The organism is Planctomicrobium aquicomposti (assembly GCF_051466325.1).
GTDB lineage: Bacteria > Planctomycetota > Planctomycetia > Planctomycetales > Planctomycetaceae > Planctomicrobium.
The window spans coordinates 931,388-946,958 of sequence record NZ_CP195792.1; the positions used below are offsets into that span (position 1 = coordinate 931,388).

Sequence of the window (15,571 nt, forward strand, 5' to 3'; positions counted from 1 at the left end):
TAACTTGCCGTTTGTAGTGATCTTAGCTTCTCTGCCGGGCGGGGACTGTTGGAATAGGTCCCCGCGACGTCAACACCTGCCGTTGAATCTGCCTGAACCAGGTGATTCTCGCGAGTCCGTGCAGCAAGTGTTTTTTCGGGTGAGATGCTGACATCGACTTGACGGGGAGGTAGCCACGGAAGGCAAAACGCTCTCGTCTCTCGATGAATACGAAGGAATGTGGAGCCCCGCCACGAATTTTCACGGGGGATGGCAGGCAGAACGGCACTTTCCTCCTATGATTCCGGCTGCGAATCCCGTCGACACCTGCAGGCAGCCCATGAATCACTCTTCCGAGATTGCCCCCGTCCTTGGCCGCATTCCCAGCGGAGTTTTCATTCTGACTGCCCGCAGCAAGGCGGGAGAAGAAACCGGGATGCTTGCCAGCTGGGTGCAGCAGTCCTCATTCGAGCCTCCGACTATCACCGTGGCTCTGAATCAGAAACGGTTCCTCAATGACTGGCTGTCGGTCGGTGCACCGCTGGTCGTCAATCTTGTCGGAGAAACGCAGAAGCAGTTCCTCAGCCATTTCGGAAAAGGGTTTGAGCCGGGCGTCCATGCGTTTCAGAATCTGGACGTTGTCCGCTCTCCTGCCGGCTTACCCGTTCTGACGGGAGCACTCGGTTGGCTGGAGGCCGAGGTCCAAACCGTTGTGGACTGCGGGGACCACCGCCTGTACCTCGCCCGCGTCCAGGCGGCCGGGGCGAGTGAAAAGCTGTCGAGTGAGAAGCCGTTCGTTCACATCCGGAAGAACGGGTTTGGCTATTGATTCGCCGAAGCCGGCGAGCGATCGTTCCTCGCACCAGCGCAGATGCACGGGATCAAATGCTTGGACGTGCCTGCAGCCCGACACTTCGTGGACAACGACTACAGCAGGTTCAGCTTCTTCGGACGAGTGCTCGGAGGCCGACAGCAGTTGTCGCAGAGTCCTGAGACCTCGAGCCGATGACCTTCCATCCGGAAGCCGTATTCCCGCGCGATCTTGGCGAGAATCTCGGAGATCTGCGTGTTGTGAAACTCTGTCAGGTTTCCGCAACGATTACAGATCAGGTGGTCGTGCTGCGGATAGCCGTAATCGTGTTCATAGAGATCCCGGTCTTCCTGTCGGGCGATCTTGCGGATCAGTCCGGCATCCTCGAGTTGCTTCAGCGAGCGATAGATCGTTGACCGGCTGACGCGGCGACGGTCATTCCGACGGGCCAGGCGCTGGACGAGTTGCTCGGCATCGAAATGTTCGTGCGATGCGAATACTTCATCCACGATGATCGACCGCTCACGCGTCATGCGCAAGCCCTGGGTCGCCAGATACTCCCGAAATTTTTCTGACGGAGAAACGGCAACATCAACCGCCGTCAAATCCAACTCGGACACAACGCCATCCTTCTGATATCAGGTGCCTGTCTTACGGGTCCGGACGACTGCCTCCCGGACAACTGCCGACACTGCGGAACGACCTCCGGAACGTCCAAGTGCAGTTGCCTCCCTGCAGCAGCCAGCCCCGTTCGAGCAATTTGCCTATTGTTCTTCCTGTCCTCGCCCTGCGGAGTGGTTCCTCATCAATCAAACACACGCAGCGCGGGCACAGGAGAGCAACCTGCTCTTAATCCACCAGCACACCGAGCATCCGTTCAATGGCGGCTTCCAGCTTTTCCGGCGTTTCATAGGTGCCGGATTGGATTTCACGGCGAATCCGGGCCAGACGCTGGGCGCGTGTCTCCCCCTGAGACCGCTCCGAAGCGGGTCCGGTAGCGGGCGAATTCGACCGATCTTGAGGATTCTGATACGTTTCCATCACAGCCTCCGGGGCTTGACCGGAAGTTTTGCCGGCGATCTGGGTACGGTACACCGGCAGATTCTGCAGGTGATTGTAGACCACGTCCCCGGAAGAGGGCAATCCGTACTCGGCAAACCCGATGAACTGGACGAAACGATCGAAAGAAGTGGTGGGTCGCATGGATCAAGTCCTCGCGACCGTCCTGGTGCCAGCTACACGCGTGCTTCGCGTGGCGTCCTGCATGAAGAGTGAGTGATTCGGCCTGTGAATCACGTTTCGTTGATGCTGTTTTTATCGGCTGCAGGCCCCCGGAGTCTGCATCAAACTTCGAATTCCGTGGGACCTCACCCCGCATCGGCCATTTTTGCCGCTCGTTCGGCCGCGTCCGACCCGGCTTCCCGACAATGAATTAACGGCCGCTCCCCGAAATCGCTTTCAGGGCTTCCGTCTCCGGAGAAGCGACAGCTCCCAGTCCGTGCCGTTCATTTCCTGTGATCAGACGGGCGGAACGATCGTAAGTCACGTAATTCCAACCCCATTGCAGTAGGACCAGCACCCGGTTCCGAAAGCTGACAATGTGCATCAAGTGCACGAACAGCCAGATCATCCAGGCGAACCACCCGGACATTTTGAATTTCCCGAAGTCCGCCACTGCGGAAGACTTACCGATTGTCGCCAAGCTCCCGAGGTCGCGGTAGTGGAATTTCGGCTCGGCGGCCCCCTGCACCCGGGCGTCGATTAGGCGGGCGACAAACTCTCCTTCCTGAATGGCCACCTGTGCCACCCCGGGGAGCATTTTTCCATCCTGATGCGAGTAGTTGGCAAGATCTCCAATCACAAACACGTTGGGCGCCCCGGCCAGACTCAGGTCGGGTTCAACAACGACGCGGCCCGCCCGGTCCAGCGTGGCCTGTGATCCGTTCACCAGATTCGCCCCCAGAGAGGAGGCCTGAACACCGGCCGCCCACAGGACGGTCTTCGTGGGGATCACCTTGTCCCCCTGGCAGTGGACCTCAACTTGATCGGCGGTGATCTCGGTAACGCGGCAATTGACCCAGACGCTGACACCCAGCCGGGTCAACGACTGCTCTGCGCTGCGCGAAAGCTCCTCCGGAAACGCTCCCAGCACTCGCGGGCCCGCTTCCACCAGCAGCACCTCCGCCTCCGCTGGATTCATGGAGCGGAAGTCATGCTTCAGGCTATGACGGGCAATCTCGGCCAGTGCGCCGGCCAGTTCGACACCGGTCGGCCCTCCCCCGACAACCACAAATCGCAACCATTTTTTTCGCAGTTCAGGATCGTGCTCCAACTCGGCGGCTTCAAAAGCCGTAAAGATGCGGGCACGAATTTCCGTGGCGTCTTCGATCGTTTTCAGTCCCGGCGCCAGCGGCTCCCAGTTTTCTTTCCCGAAGTAGCTATGCTTGGAACCGGCGGCAACCACCAGCGTGTCGTAGGGCACCTTCCCGGAGGCCATCACCAGGTGACGATTCTTCAGATCGATGTCGGTGACATTCCCCAGCAGCACTTCGCAGTTCTTCTGCCGCGAAAAGATCTGCCGCAGCGGAGCGGCGATGTTGGCGGGCGACAGCCCTCCGGTCGCGACCTGATACAGCAGCGGCTGAAACAGGTGAAAATTCCTTCGGTCAATCAACGTCACATCAACGGGAGAGTGCCGCAGACCGCGGACGACGTGAAGCCCGCCGAATCCACCTCCCACCACGACGACCTGATGGCGGCGGGGGGATTCTGGTTGTTCCTGCATGAGATTGCTCCTCGATCGCGCATTGTTTCCAATGCATTCAGTGCCGTCAATTTGGATCTCCCTCTCCGGCGACACGTTCACGAGAAACGGGCGCATTTCCCAACCTGAGGAATGGTGAACTCCGATGATTGCCGTCGCGTCATGTCGAGGAATGAGCCGGTCTTTATTCGTGTTGCTCTTGCTGCTGGGAGGAAGTCATTCCGTCGCTCCTGCCGAGACTCCACCCGCGCAGCCGTCGACAGCACCGGCGACCTCTCCATCGACCGCAGTAGAGGCTCCTCCTGTCAGAAAGAAACTGATCGAATGGGGGACGGATGAACCGAACACCCAGTTCCTTCGTGCGCATCTGAAGGAGATGGAGCAACTCCCCTTTGATGGCGTGGTGCTGCATCTCAACGGCACGCCGTATGGGAACTTCAGCTGGGAGACGTGGGGACCCCGTCGCTATGAGCTGTCGGAATTCGCCAGTTGCATCGAGGATCTGCTGGCGAGTCGTTCGGGCAAGCTGACGGAGCGGTTCATTCGCGTCAACGTGACCCCCGGGACCGCCGACTGGTTTGATGATGCAGCGTGGGAGACGATTCGTCACAACTTTGGCGTCGCTGCGGCTGTCGCGAAGCAGGGGGAGTGCCGGGGACTGATGTTCGACACCGAGCAGTATCAGGGGGACCTGTTCGCTTACCAGAAGCAGCCACCCCGTCCGTTTAAAGAGTATCGGGAGCAACTTCGGAGACGTGGTCAGGACTGGATTCGGGAAATCAACCGCTACTATCCCGACATCACGATTCTGATTCCCTTCGCCTATACCTACGCCAAGCCTCGGCCGGGCCAGACACGGGAAGAAGCTCATTACGGGCTGCTGGCCGATTTCCTCGATGGTGCACTCGAGGCGTGCACCCCCGGGACCCGCTTCGTCGACGCGTTCGAGCAATCATATCCGTACCGCGATGCCGAACAGTTCGCTCAGGGCTACGAGCGGATCACTGAGACCTCGTTGAACTGGACGATCGTGCCTGAGAAATACCGACAGCACTTCCGCGCCGGCTTCGGTGTCTGGATGGATAACCGGCTCAAGAACGAAGACTGGGACGTGGCCGATTTCAGCAGAAACTACTTCACTCCGGAGCAGTTCACAGCCTCCGTGCGGGCAGCTCTCGACCGCTCCGACGAATATGTCTGGATCTATACCGACCGCCCCCGCTGGTGGACCAACGAAAATTTACCGAAGGAATACATCGAAGCGCTGAAGGATGCGAAAGCACCTGCTACGGATGCAAATGAGAATGCTGGAGATAAGTGACCCTTGCGGCCAGAGCGGGGCAACGTTGGCTAGTCGTTCACAAGGCGTCCTGAGGGTGACCAGTCTGACGATTTTCTTTTCAAGCTGGGAACAAGCATGACCACACGTATCGTGGGTGACGAGTCTGGTGATCTCCGGACAGGCTATTTTTATCGTTGGTATGCCATGACATTCGACGTCGATTTGGATATTCCATTTAATTTGACCAGACAGCAGGCCCTCAGGCGCGGAGTAATCATTCGCCCTGCACTCGCACAGGGCACAGCGGTCTACCAGGTGCGGGGAGAGGACGTACTGGAGTCGCGGGTCTTGTTTGAGTGTCCGGAGGACTCCAGGCACGAACCGGTAACAGTGGATATTCGGGCCGATGCCGAACTTGCAGGGGACGTGTTGAACCCGCTTGTCCCGGGATATGGTGCAAGGTGCGTCGATTCCATCATGTCTGAGCAGTTGCTGAAATGCGGATTGATCCGCGAGCGGCCGACGAGACTGGAGATCGAGTTCAACCAGTCTGCGATCGACAATCCCGAGATCTACATGCTCATTTCCGAGGCACCAAATCCAGCTAAGCCGAGCATCGTTGACCCGCCATCCGAAAATCGTTGCCCCTTCTGCGGCTATGGCCCGCTCGTATGCAGCACTTGCGGGGACATCATGGTCTGTTGTTTTCAATGCGAGAAGATTACTAGCCAAACACGCTATTACCGCAAAGGCAAAGAAGACCCCACTGTTCTTGAAGATAAATTCCCTCATCTCGATGTTGTAATGGACCCCCGCCGCTGGAGTGGGAGTCATTACATGACGGAATGTATTATCACCAAGCGTTTTCTGGACTGGTTGCTGGCAGCGGGAGCTTGCCCGTTTGTCGCCACCCCTTTAAGAACAGACGTGAGAGGTCTGACAGAATCTGAGTGGAGCCACCTGAAGACGGCGCAGGCACCGCTGACCCAGCGGGAACTCGATGCGGCCAAGGTCGTCAGGCAATCCCTGAGCGGCCGAGTGCGCGAGAATTGAAGGCTCTTTCGATAGGTTGCACGCCGGCCTCCCCCGCGACGCGGCCACGTGAATTCGCTGACTCTCAAACTCGGCGGCACTCCAGCAGCCTGAGTCAGCGGCCCAGCGTGTCGTGAAATCACCGATTACGGCCGCGATGCAAAATACTGCTGGTTTAAGACCATCGCCGCGGCGCCCGCCAGGAAAAAGATGATCAGCATCCGAATCGCTTTGCGCCGTACGTCTTCCTGCTGCGACAGCAGGAACGGGATGTTCGCCAGAATGCTCGTCAGGCTGGAGAGGATCACTCCGTTTGCGCAGGCCATCACCGAGATCTGATTCTGGTTGAGCAGGTTACCCGCTGCGGCAATCGCCGAACCGCTGGAAAAGAATCCTCCGAGAATGGAGATGACATAGAAGCTGCCGTTCCCGTACGCCCGCTGCGTGATTCCAGCGACGATGTTGATCGCCAGAAACACGAGGCCAAACTTCAGTGCCGAGGTCAGGCTGAAGGGGGAATCGACTGCAAGCGGCTCCGACACTTCGGCCGCTTCGGTTTTCACGGAATGCCACCAGATCAGGACCGCCGCGGCAAAAATCGTCAGGAAGGGGATCGCCAGGTACTTCAGCACTTCCTGATTGAAGACGCCGACGATGATGGCGTTGCGTACCAGCATGGCTGCCGTGGCCAGCGTAATGGACCGCGACACAATGGGAGCGAGTTCCTCTCCCCCCTGCTTTAATCGACTTGTCAGCTCGACGACGACCTGACGGCTGTTGACCAGTCCGCCGAAGAATGCGGTGAACTCCATGCCGCGGCTCCCCAGCGTCTTCAACAGGATGTAATTCACAAAACCGATCGCAGCTATCGCAACGACGCTCAGCCAGTTCTCGCGGGGGCGAATCAGGTTCCACGGATCGACCGGATTCTCGGGGAGGACAGGCAGAATGACGAACGTCAACACCGCCAGCAGAATTGCGGAGCGGACTTCGCTCTCGGTCAGTCCCCCCGCGAAGCCGTGAATCCTCTTTTTAAACGCCAGCAGTCCCGCCGTGATCGTGCAGACCGCCACGGGTGCGCTGACGTGCCCGAGTCCGCACAGGATGCCACAGACGAACACCAGAAGCAGGGCGACAGAGGTCGTGAGTGACAAGGATTGATCGGCCTTGAGCTCGCGCCAGTTCATCAGAAAGGTCAACACGGTCAGGAAGAGACCGGCCAGCAGAGTCAGCTGTGCACCGAGCATGCCGCTGAGCGCCCCGGCCAGGGCGACCAGTGCAAAGGTCCGGACCCCGGTCTTGCGACTCTGCTCCCGTTCCAGACCGATAAAGGCTCCCAATCCGACAGCCAGAATCAGACGAATCAGCATCTGATCGACCGGCCAACTCGCGGTCGAGGGGAGGCCGGGGTTGATTTCGAAGCTGAAGGGCATGCCGGGTTCCTGCGGAGTGGAGAGCGTCTGGGAAACCATTTCACCCGCTTCGGGCAACGGAGTCTATCCAGGAGCTGTTTTCCGGCGGGATCGAATTCCAAACCCGTGTCCCGGCACAGCCTGCGCCCGAAATGGAGCAGGGCACCACTTTCACGTGGCAGAGTCTCGGCGTGAGCGAGGGAGGGCCCAGAAATGCAGAAACCCCGCGACGTTGCCGCCGCAGGGGTTGTGGTTTGCAATCAGTCGGAGTGACAGGATTCGAACCTGCGACCTCCTGCTCCCAAAGCAGGCGCTCTAGCCAAGCTGAGCTACACTCCGTTTTCGTCCTTCAATCGCGTCTCCGTGCTGGTTCCTGCATGGCTGGGGGCCCGTCAGGATTCCGACTCGACGACAGCTCTGCCGCCCTCTTGTCAGGACTGGCAGGCTTGAGCAAGCGGGCGATTCTAGCGGGAACCGCCCTCCCTGCAAACTGTAGTTTTCAAATCGTTTCCGGAGAGACCACGACTGCTCCCGGAAGGTTCGGGCTGCCCTGCAGCTTTCCGGGCCGCCGCGTCTGAACCCGTTCCACTGCCGTCCATGCGTCTGGTCGGCAGCGGACGTGAGGATCATTCTGCGGCGGATGGCGCCGGCTCTCGTAAGGAAAGGGCCCGGGCGACGAGTCTCTCGCGCCGGCTACCAACCGAGAATGTGGGCGAAAATCAGCGGAGCGACGATCGTGGCGTCCGATTCGATGATGTGCTTTGGGGTGTCGACCCCCAGTTTTCCCCAGGTGATTTTCTCGTTGGGAACTGCTCCGGAGTAGCTGCCGTAGCTGGTGGTCGAATCGCTGATCTGGCAGAAATAACCCCACAGCGGAACGTTGGTCCGCTGCAGGTCCTGATGCAGCATCGGCACCACGCAGATCGGAAAATCTCCGGCGATTCCCCCGCCGATCTGGAACATGCCGATGGTCGTGTCGCGCGTCGTTTCGGTGTAGAAATTCGCCAGCCAGGTCATGTATTCGATGCCGGTCCGGACAGTGTGGACATTCTTCACGTCTCCCCGGATCACTGCGGCGGCGTACATGTTGCCGAGTGTGGAGTCTTCCCACCCGGGGACAATGATCGGGAGGTTTTTCTCGGCAGCTGCGAGCATCCACGAGTCTTTCGGGTCGATCTGGTAGTACTCCTTGTACATGCCGCTGCGAAGGACCTGATAGAAGAACTCGTGGGGGAAATACCGCTCACCCTTCTTGTCGGCGTCGCCCCAGACCTGCAGCATGGCCCGCTCCATGCGGCGCATCGCTTCTTCTTCGGGAATGCAGGTGTCGGTCACGCGGTTCAGGTGGCGGCTGAGGAGTTCCTGTTCTTCTTCGGTCGACAGATGGCGATAGTGGGGAACCCGCTCGTAGAAGTCGTGGGCGACGAGGTTGAAGACGTCCTCTTCGAGGTTGGCGCCTGTACAGGAGATGAGGTGGATCTTGTCCTGCCGGATCATTTCGGCCAGTGACAGACCCAGTTCGGCGGTGCTCATGGCGCCGGCGAGGCAGACCATCATTTTTCCGCCGGCGTCGAGGTGCTCGGAGTAGGACCTGGCAGCATCCACGAGCGCCGCGGCGTTAAAGTGGCGGAAATTGTGCTCGATGAACTGCGAAACCGGCCCGGCCGGACGGGATTGCGACTTGCTCACTTGTGAACGCCTCAAATCGGGGACAGTGCCGCACTCTTGCAGTGCGGAGCGAATAGCTAGAATTCAGAAACCGTTGACGTGCGTTATACTCGTTGACTCGCGGTACGGAAACCACTCCGCGATACTTCCAGGAACGGCGTGCATTCCGGAGCAGCTCTCCGGTTCAATAGCAGCCAGACAATGCTGATCAGAAAGAGAACGTTCGATGCCTTGGATTGTTGAGCAGGGTTCAGAAATTTCTTGGAGCCGGCTGGAAGAGCTGATGCGACAGACGGTCGCCGAGGCCCGCAAGCGGATCTGCAAGTCTCCCAAGCGGGTGTTGTTGCTCCCCCCGGATATCACCCGGATGCACTCGGGGGCCGGTCGCCTCACCGAGATTCTGTATCAGCTGCTCTCTCCTGAAGCCGAAGTGCATGTGATCCCGACGCTGGGGCAGCATGTGCCGCACACGCCGGAAGAGAACCAGCGGATGTTCGGTTCGATTCCGGAAGAACGAATTCACGCTCACGACTGGCGCGGTGGCTGCGTGCAGGTCGGCGAGATCTCTGCGGAAGAAGTGGCCCAATCGTGCGGCGGAGTTGCCAACTGGCCGATTCCGATCACGCTGAACCGCTCGCTGATGGAAGATCAATGGGATCTGATCATCAACGTGGGGCATGTCGTGCCGCACGAAGTGCTGGGCTTTGCCAACCACAACAAGAACTACTTCATCGGCGTCGGCGGCAAGGACCTGATCTGTGCCGCTCACCTGATGGCAGCCCGTTGCGGAATCGAAAACAATCTGGGGAATCTCGTGACCCCGGTGCGTCACTGCTTCAACCTGGCGGAAGAACGCTTCCTCGGCAATTTGCCCGACCTCTACGTGCAGGTCGTGATGGCTCGCAACGCCAACAATGACCTTGTCCACACCGGCGTCTTCATTGGCGATGATCTGGAGACCTATCTCCAGGCTGCCAAGCAGTCCCGCGAGCAGAATATCACCGTCTTTGATGAACCGGTGAAGAAGATCGTCTGCGTCATGCAGGGAGATGAATTCGTCAGCACCTGGGTGGCCAACAAGGCGGTCTACCGGACCCGCATGGCGATCGCGGATGGCGGTGAACTCCTGATTCTGGCCCCCGGACTGAAGCGGTTCGGTGAACAGCCGGACGTCGACCAGCTGATCCGCAAGTTCGGTTACGTGCCGACGCCACAGGTGATGGAGCACTACCATCGCGAGCCGATCATGCAGGATCTGGCCCACGCCACCGCTCACCTGATGCACGGGACCTCGGAAGATCGTTTCAAGATCACGTATGCCCCCGGCTTCCTCTCGAAAGAAGAGATCGAGTCGGTCAACTTCGCGTACGCGGATCTGGATGAAATGCTGAAGCGCTACGAGCCCGACACCCGCAAGGAAGGGTGGAACAAGACTGCAGATGGGGAAGAGTTCTACTTCATTCCGACGCCATCGGCCGGACTGTGGTCGACACGGCAGCGGCTGTACGATCGACCGACCGGCTTCACGCCGTCGTAAGCAGTGATTTCGAGAACGCTGAGCATCGACACCCTGCCTGGTCTCCGGGCGGGGTGTTTTCATTTCCGGACGGGCGATGCCGGCGGATCGGTGGCGACGTTTCTGGTGAGTGACATTTCAGGAGGTTTCAGCCCCTTTTGATGCGAGATCGCATCGATCAGGAGATCGTCAGCGATATACTGGAATTATGGTGAGGAACCGTTGCTCCACTGGCTTTGTGGACGTTGGGCTTCCTGTTGCGGGAGAACAATTCTCCATGCGAAGGGCCCGATTCCGGTCTTCGCATCTGCCCGCCCCACGTTGCCCTGCGAGGCTTCGGCCTCCCCGATTCCGAACATCCTGAGCACGCCCATGAACAAATTGCAGCCATCCTGGCACAGGCTGATTTTGTCGGCAGGGATTGCCCTGATGACAGCCGTACCCTGCATTGCAACTCGTGCCGTCTGCGCACAGGGGACCAAGGCTGCTTCCGTCTCAGTCACGAAGGCGGGGGGGCCGACGGCACCAGATGCCGCCTTCTTTGCCCGGCACTGCAACGATTGCCACACGGGGGAGTCCGCCGAAGGGGGGCTCGACCTGACCACGCTCTCGACCGATCTTGGCAATCCGAAGGTGAGCCGCCACTGGGTGCGGATCGTCGATCGCATTGCCGCGGATGAAATGCCGCCAAAGGATGCTCCGCGTCTGAGTTCTCAGGAGAAGGACCGCTTTCTGGCGTCCGCATCCACCTGGCTGAAGGAACGCCAGAAACAAGTGCAGGCGGAACAAGGGCGGGTCCGGGGGCGTCGATTGACGAACCGCGAACTGGAACGTTCGCTGCAGGCCGTCGTGGGCGTCGATATTCCGGTCAATCATCTGTTGTCAGAAGAAACGGGGATTGCCGAATTCGCAACGATTGCAGAATCGCAGGCCATGTCCCACTTCCAGCTGGAAAAGCACCTGGAAGCAGTCGATCTGGTGCTGGATGAAGCGTATCGCCGGGCCTTTTCGGACGACGATGTCTACCAGAAGCGGCTCCTGCCCGACGATCTGGGCTACCGCGAAGGGAAGCGGGGGTTCCGGACCTTTGAAGTCTATGGTCAGCGCGTGCTGGGCTGGATGACGAACATGGCGTTTTACGGTCGAATCGATGCGACCGCCGCACCCGCAGACGGCTGGTACAAATTCAAAATGAGGACCTGTGCGATTCGTCCGCCGGAGGGGAAGGGGGTCTGGATTACAGTTCGGAGTGGACTCCTGCATTCCGGTGCACCGCTGATCGATTGGATTGCCGCGTTCGAAACTGAGGAGAAGCCGAAGGACGTGGAGTTCGAGGCATGGCTTCCGAAAGGACACCGACTGGAGATTCGTCCCAACGATATCACGCTGAAACGTGCCAGATTCGCGAGTGGGGGCAACAATACCTACGGTGAAGGGGAGGCCCAGAAGGCGATCGGGATGGCCATCTATTGGCTGCAGATGGAGAGAATCCACAAAGGTCCTGACAACGCCGGACTCCGGAAACTGCTGTTCGGGGATGCGAAGGTGACGTACCCGGCTGCCAAGGCGGGGGGGGCGAAGAAGCCCTCGACCACAGTGACACGCGGGTCCGCTGCCAAGGCTCCATCGACCCCCTTGGCAGAGAAAGCGGAAGTGATTGGCGACCCCGAAAAAATTCTCGTGCAGTTCGCCTCCCGCGCCTTTCGCCGACCGGTTACTTCCGAAGAGATCCGCAGCTATCTGGCGCTCGTGCAGAAGTCTCAGCAGGAGGGCAACGATCTGGCCTCCGCGCTGCGGGTTGGGTTTCGGGCGATCCTGTGCTCTCCCCGTTTTCTGTATTTATATGAACCTCCGGGGCAACTGGATGACTACGCTCTCGCCAGCCGCCTGAGCTACATGTTGACGGGGGCGCCTCCGGATGAGCAATTGTTGCAGCGCGCAGAAGCGGGCCTGCTGCAATCGCCACTGTTCATCAAGAAGGAGGCTGATCGACTGTTGACCGGGGATGGTCTGAAGCGGTTCGTGAAAGACTTTGCGGACGAATGGCTGGATCTGGACCAGATCGAATTCACCGAACCGGATCGCAACCTGGTTCCCGACTTCGATCCGATCGTTCAGAACTCAATGCTTGAAGAGACCCGGATGTATGTCGAGACCATGCTCAAAAGCAATCTGCCGGTTTCCGTTTTGGTCGATTCGAACTTCACGTTCCTGAACAGTCGGCTGGCGGCTTATTACGGAATCCCGAACGTCAAAGGGGAGACGATGAGGCGAATCGTCTTCAAGCCGAATTCTCCGCGAGGGGGAATTCTGACGCACGGATCGATTCTGAAAGTGACCGCCAACGGCACGAATACCTCCCCCGTCATTCGCGGGGTGTGGATCAACGAACGGATTCTCGGTGAAGCGGTTCCTCCCCCACCCAGCAATGTGCCGGCCATTGAACCCGACATTCGCGGAGCCAAAACGATTCGTGAGCAACTTGCGCTGCACCGGGATCATGATCAGTGCGCCAGCTGCCATGTCAAAATCGATCCCCCCGGCTTCGCACTGGAAAATTTTGATCCGGGCGGAAAGTGGCGGGACAACTATGTGAAGCTCGAGGGACGTAAGCGGGTGGCTGGTCCGCGCGTTGATCCGAGTTACTCATTCCCCGACGGCCGATCGTTTCGGAATTTCGAAGAATTCCGGGTGATGGTCGCCGGACAGCCGCAGCAGCTCGCTCACAATTTTGCCGAGAAGCTGATGGTGTACGGCACAGGGGCTCCGGTTTCGTTCGCGGACCGGGAAGAGATTGAGGGGATCGTCACACGCGCCCGTCAAGAGCGCTACGGGGTGCGGACCATTCTCGATGAAGTGATCACCAGTCCCCTGTTCCGGTCGAAATAGTGCTTCAGGACTTTTGATTGCCCCGTTTCGTCACCCAGCTCGTCAGCCCGGACCATCCGGAAATTGGGCGACGCGGGGGGCGGGATGGACAACCTGCTCGTGCCGGGAGCGGGAGGAAGATTCTGTGGGGAGCCATTCGGTTCCGGGGAGGAAAACAGCCCCCAGAATTGCCGTCTGGAGGAAGAATTCCTCAAATACCAGTTGTCCGGCGCCCCCTCGCGACAGCCGGACGAGTTCCCCTCGGCGAAAACTTGCAGAACCAAATCCGGTTCGCCATACTCCGGTTTCGCCGACGGCGGGATCTGTCCGATCTGCCGAAGGTGGAAGCCATTTCAGAGGGTTGGTTTTCCGGCGAACAATTTTCCGGGAAAGCGGTCCAGAGAGTGGCAAGAGGGTGACCTGTGTGGCGGTGTAGCTCAGTCGGTTAGAGCAGCGGAATCATAATCCGCGTGTCGGGGGTTCGAATCCCTCCACCGCTACTGCACAAAGTCAAAAAGCCTCGGTGAGCAAATGCTTTCCGAGGCTTTTTGCTTGTTGCTCTCGCAGGCTCGTCCGCCTTCCCGGCAGAGGTCGTTCCGATGGATGAAACGCACGATGTCTCCCGGCGAAATCGGACCGATCCGATCGGGCGGGCTTCCGGAAAACCGGCTGCGGCCGATGTCGGAATTCTCTTCATGCTCCTGCGGCGGCCAGAGTGATCCGGCCCAGTGGATAGCGCGGGACCTGCACTTCGAACGACTCCAGAACCACCAGCGGCGGCAGCTGTACCGCAGGACCGGTGGTCAGATGGACGCCGGATAACCGTGGGGCGTCGAGATACGGGGTCTGAAACAGATTGCTGGCAATGTTGAGAACCTCGCGGAAGTTGTCGACGACGTTCTCTTCCACAACGCGACGTTGAATCGCTTTCTGGATGACCGCCGGTCCAATCATCGACAGCGCTGCGCCGGCGGTGTTGGCGAAAGCAAAATCGCACAGAATGTAATGTCGCACAGCCCCTGCCTGGTCACTGTATTCGGCGAGTCCGCCGACTTCTGTGGGGGTCAGAGCCGACTTCGACTCTTTGACGGTGGTTTCTCCGCCAAGTAGCAGAGCAAAGGTTTCACGGACGAGGCTGATTCGAGAAAGTGTGGAGGCAGTCATCTCAGTCATTCCTGATGCGGACCCCTGCATGGGGCTGGTGAGAAGGAGGGCATGAGAGCATTCTGACCGTTGATTGCGCCGTCCGCGCCACGCGGAAGTCAGCGGTTCACGAGACGAAGCACAGACTGGCGGCGACTCAAAAGAGCAACCTGCTCTGGATGTCAGCAGCAGCCGGCGAGCAGCGGCTTCAATGCCGTTTCGAACGTCTGCGGTGTGAACGGTTTGATGATGACGAACGCCGCGCCGGCATTCAGGGCTTCTTCCCGGACTGCCTGTCCGCTTTCCGACGTCACAAACCCGAACCGAGTCGATCGGCCTGCTTCCCGGAGTTTCTGCAGCAACTCGATTCCCTTCATCTCGGGCATGTTCCAGTCCGAAATGATGAGGTCCGGGTTCTGGGTGGAAACGATTTCCAGCGCTTCCTGTCCATTGCCGGCTTCGAGGGTCTTGAAGCCGGACAGGCCGGCCTGCTTCAGCGTTCGCAGAATGATCATCCGCATGGCCTTGCTGTCGTCGACAATCAGTATCAGCATCACTCACTCCTGACGAATTCACAGTGACTCAGAGATTGGATCGATCTGGCGATTAGTGCGATTCCGCAGGAACGCTGCCCACCGCATGTTGCTGCAGCCGCAGGGACAACATCTCTTCGCCTACTCGCAGATGCAGTTCGGTCGGCCTGACGGCGGTTTCCCCCGGAGCATCCAGTGCGGGCCCGGCACAGGGGAGTGACAGTATGGTCTCCCCCTGACTCAAGCCTTTGATATTGCCGCCGATCATGTTGACGATCTCTCCCAGTGCATCGGCAATTTCGGCTTCCGCCAGATCGTCGCCGGACAGCCCGAACATCTGTTCGGCAATCTGACGCGCTCCGCGCAGAGGGGTTTCCACTTCGAGCCCTGCTTTCCAGTCTCCGGAGATCTGAATCGAGCTCACGAGACTTGACTGGGTCGTGGCATAGTTGCGGACCGGTTCCACTTTCAGTCCGAGCATTCCGGTCAGAACGTCGATGGCGATCTGCTCGAGCTGAGTATTGTCGACTTCCATAAGGTTGATCCTCGATGTCTGGCTTAGG

General features: G+C 59.0%; 13 protein-coding genes and 2 tRNA genes. 6 read left to right on the forward strand and 9 right to left on the reverse strand.

The window, feature by feature from the left end:
• The first annotated feature begins 319 nt into the window (after nt 1–319).
• Nucleotides 320–808, forward strand: a complete 489-nt coding sequence (locus SH664x_RS03510) for a flavin reductase family protein (protein WP_437205094.1) — start codon at nt 320–322, stop codon at nt 806–808.
• Between the two features lie 98 nt (nt 809–906).
• On the opposite strand, the gene SH664x_RS03515 is transcribed toward SH664x_RS03510, so the two are convergent.
• The 3 genes from SH664x_RS03515 to SH664x_RS03525 all read right to left on the reverse strand — a co-directional run bounded on the left by SH664x_RS03515 (nt 907) and on the right by SH664x_RS03525 (nt 3,575).
• Nucleotides 907–1,410 carry a Fur family transcriptional regulator gene (locus SH664x_RS03515; RefSeq protein WP_437205095.1) on the reverse strand — a complete coding sequence of 168 codons (504 nt, stop codon included), beginning with the start codon at nt 1,408–1,410 and terminating at the stop codon, nt 907–909.
• 229 nt (nt 1,411–1,639) lie between these two features.
• Complete coding sequence (locus tag SH664x_RS03520) at nt 1,640–1,993, reverse strand: hypothetical protein (protein ID WP_437205097.1); 354 nt, start codon at nt 1,991–1,993, stop codon at nt 1,640–1,642.
• A gap of 229 nt (nt 1,994–2,222) precedes the next feature.
• A complete protein-coding gene (locus SH664x_RS03525; protein WP_437205099.1) occupies nt 2,223–3,575 on the reverse strand; it encodes an NAD(P)/FAD-dependent oxidoreductase in 1,353 nt (450 codons plus the stop codon).
• 151 nt (nt 3,576–3,726) lie between these two features.
• On the opposite strand from SH664x_RS03525, the gene SH664x_RS03530 reads away from it, so the two are divergent.
• Both SH664x_RS03530 and SH664x_RS03535 read left to right on the forward strand, forming a co-directional pair.
• Nucleotides 3,727–4,875: a hypothetical protein gene (locus tag SH664x_RS03530; protein WP_437205101.1), complete on the forward strand. Its 1,149-nt coding sequence runs from the start codon at nt 3,727–3,729 to the stop codon at nt 4,873–4,875.
• A gap of 96 nt (nt 4,876–4,971) precedes the next feature.
• A complete protein-coding gene (locus tag SH664x_RS03535) occupies nt 4,972–5,889 on the forward strand; it encodes a hypothetical protein (protein ID WP_437205103.1) in 918 nt (305 codons plus the stop codon).
• A gap of 125 nt (nt 5,890–6,014) precedes the next feature.
• Here SH664x_RS03535 and SH664x_RS03540 read toward each other — a convergent pair whose 3' ends face one another.
• The 3 genes from SH664x_RS03540 to SH664x_RS03550 form a co-directional block, all read right to left on the reverse strand.
• Nucleotides 6,015–7,340 carry an MgtC/SapB family protein gene (locus tag SH664x_RS03540; RefSeq protein WP_437205104.1) on the reverse strand — a complete coding sequence of 442 codons (1,326 nt, stop codon included), beginning with the start codon at nt 7,338–7,340 and terminating at the stop codon, nt 6,015–6,017.
• Between the two features lie 204 nt (nt 7,341–7,544).
• Nucleotides 7,545–7,619: transfer RNA gene (locus tag SH664x_RS03545), tRNA-Pro, on the reverse strand.
• Nucleotides 7,620–7,973: 354 nt separating this feature from the next.
• Nucleotides 7,974–8,969, reverse strand: coding sequence for a deoxyhypusine synthase family protein (locus tag SH664x_RS03550; protein ID WP_437205106.1), 996 nt, complete (start codon nt 8,967–8,969; stop codon nt 7,974–7,976).
• 205 nt (nt 8,970–9,174) lie between these two features.
• On the opposite strand from SH664x_RS03550, the gene SH664x_RS03555 reads away from it, so the two are divergent.
• From SH664x_RS03555 to SH664x_RS03565, 3 genes are all read left to right on the forward strand, one after another.
• A complete protein-coding gene (locus SH664x_RS03555; RefSeq protein ID WP_437205107.1) occupies nt 9,175–10,485 on the forward strand; it encodes a lactate racemase domain-containing protein in 1,311 nt (436 codons plus the stop codon).
• A 408-nt stretch (nt 10,486–10,893) separates the two neighbouring features.
• Entirely contained in the window at nt 10,894–13,353 is a 2,460-nt protein-coding gene (locus SH664x_RS03560) for a DUF1592 domain-containing protein (RefSeq protein ID WP_437205109.1), read from the forward strand.
• A 405-nt stretch (nt 13,354–13,758) separates the two neighbouring features.
• Nucleotides 13,759–13,832 (forward strand) — tRNA-Met (locus SH664x_RS03565).
• A gap of 193 nt (nt 13,833–14,025) precedes the next feature.
• Here the strand turns inward: SH664x_RS03565 and SH664x_RS03570 are convergent.
• From SH664x_RS03570 to SH664x_RS03580, 3 genes are all read right to left on the reverse strand, one after another.
• On the reverse strand, nt 14,026–14,496 hold the full coding sequence (locus SH664x_RS03570; protein WP_437205111.1) for a hypothetical protein: 471 nt from the start codon (nt 14,494–14,496) through the stop codon (nt 14,026–14,028).
• Between the two features lie 161 nt (nt 14,497–14,657).
• The gene (locus tag SH664x_RS03575) at nt 14,658–15,029 is read right to left on the reverse strand and encodes a response regulator (protein ID WP_437205113.1); all 372 of its coding nucleotides are present in this window, start codon (nt 15,027–15,029) and stop codon (nt 14,658–14,660) included.
• Between the two features lie 52 nt (nt 15,030–15,081).
• Nucleotides 15,082–15,543 (reverse strand): chemotaxis protein CheX, encoded by a 462-nt coding sequence (locus SH664x_RS03580; protein WP_437205114.1) that lies wholly within the window; start codon nt 15,541–15,543, stop codon nt 15,082–15,084.
• Nucleotides 15,544–15,571 lie beyond the last annotated feature (28 nt).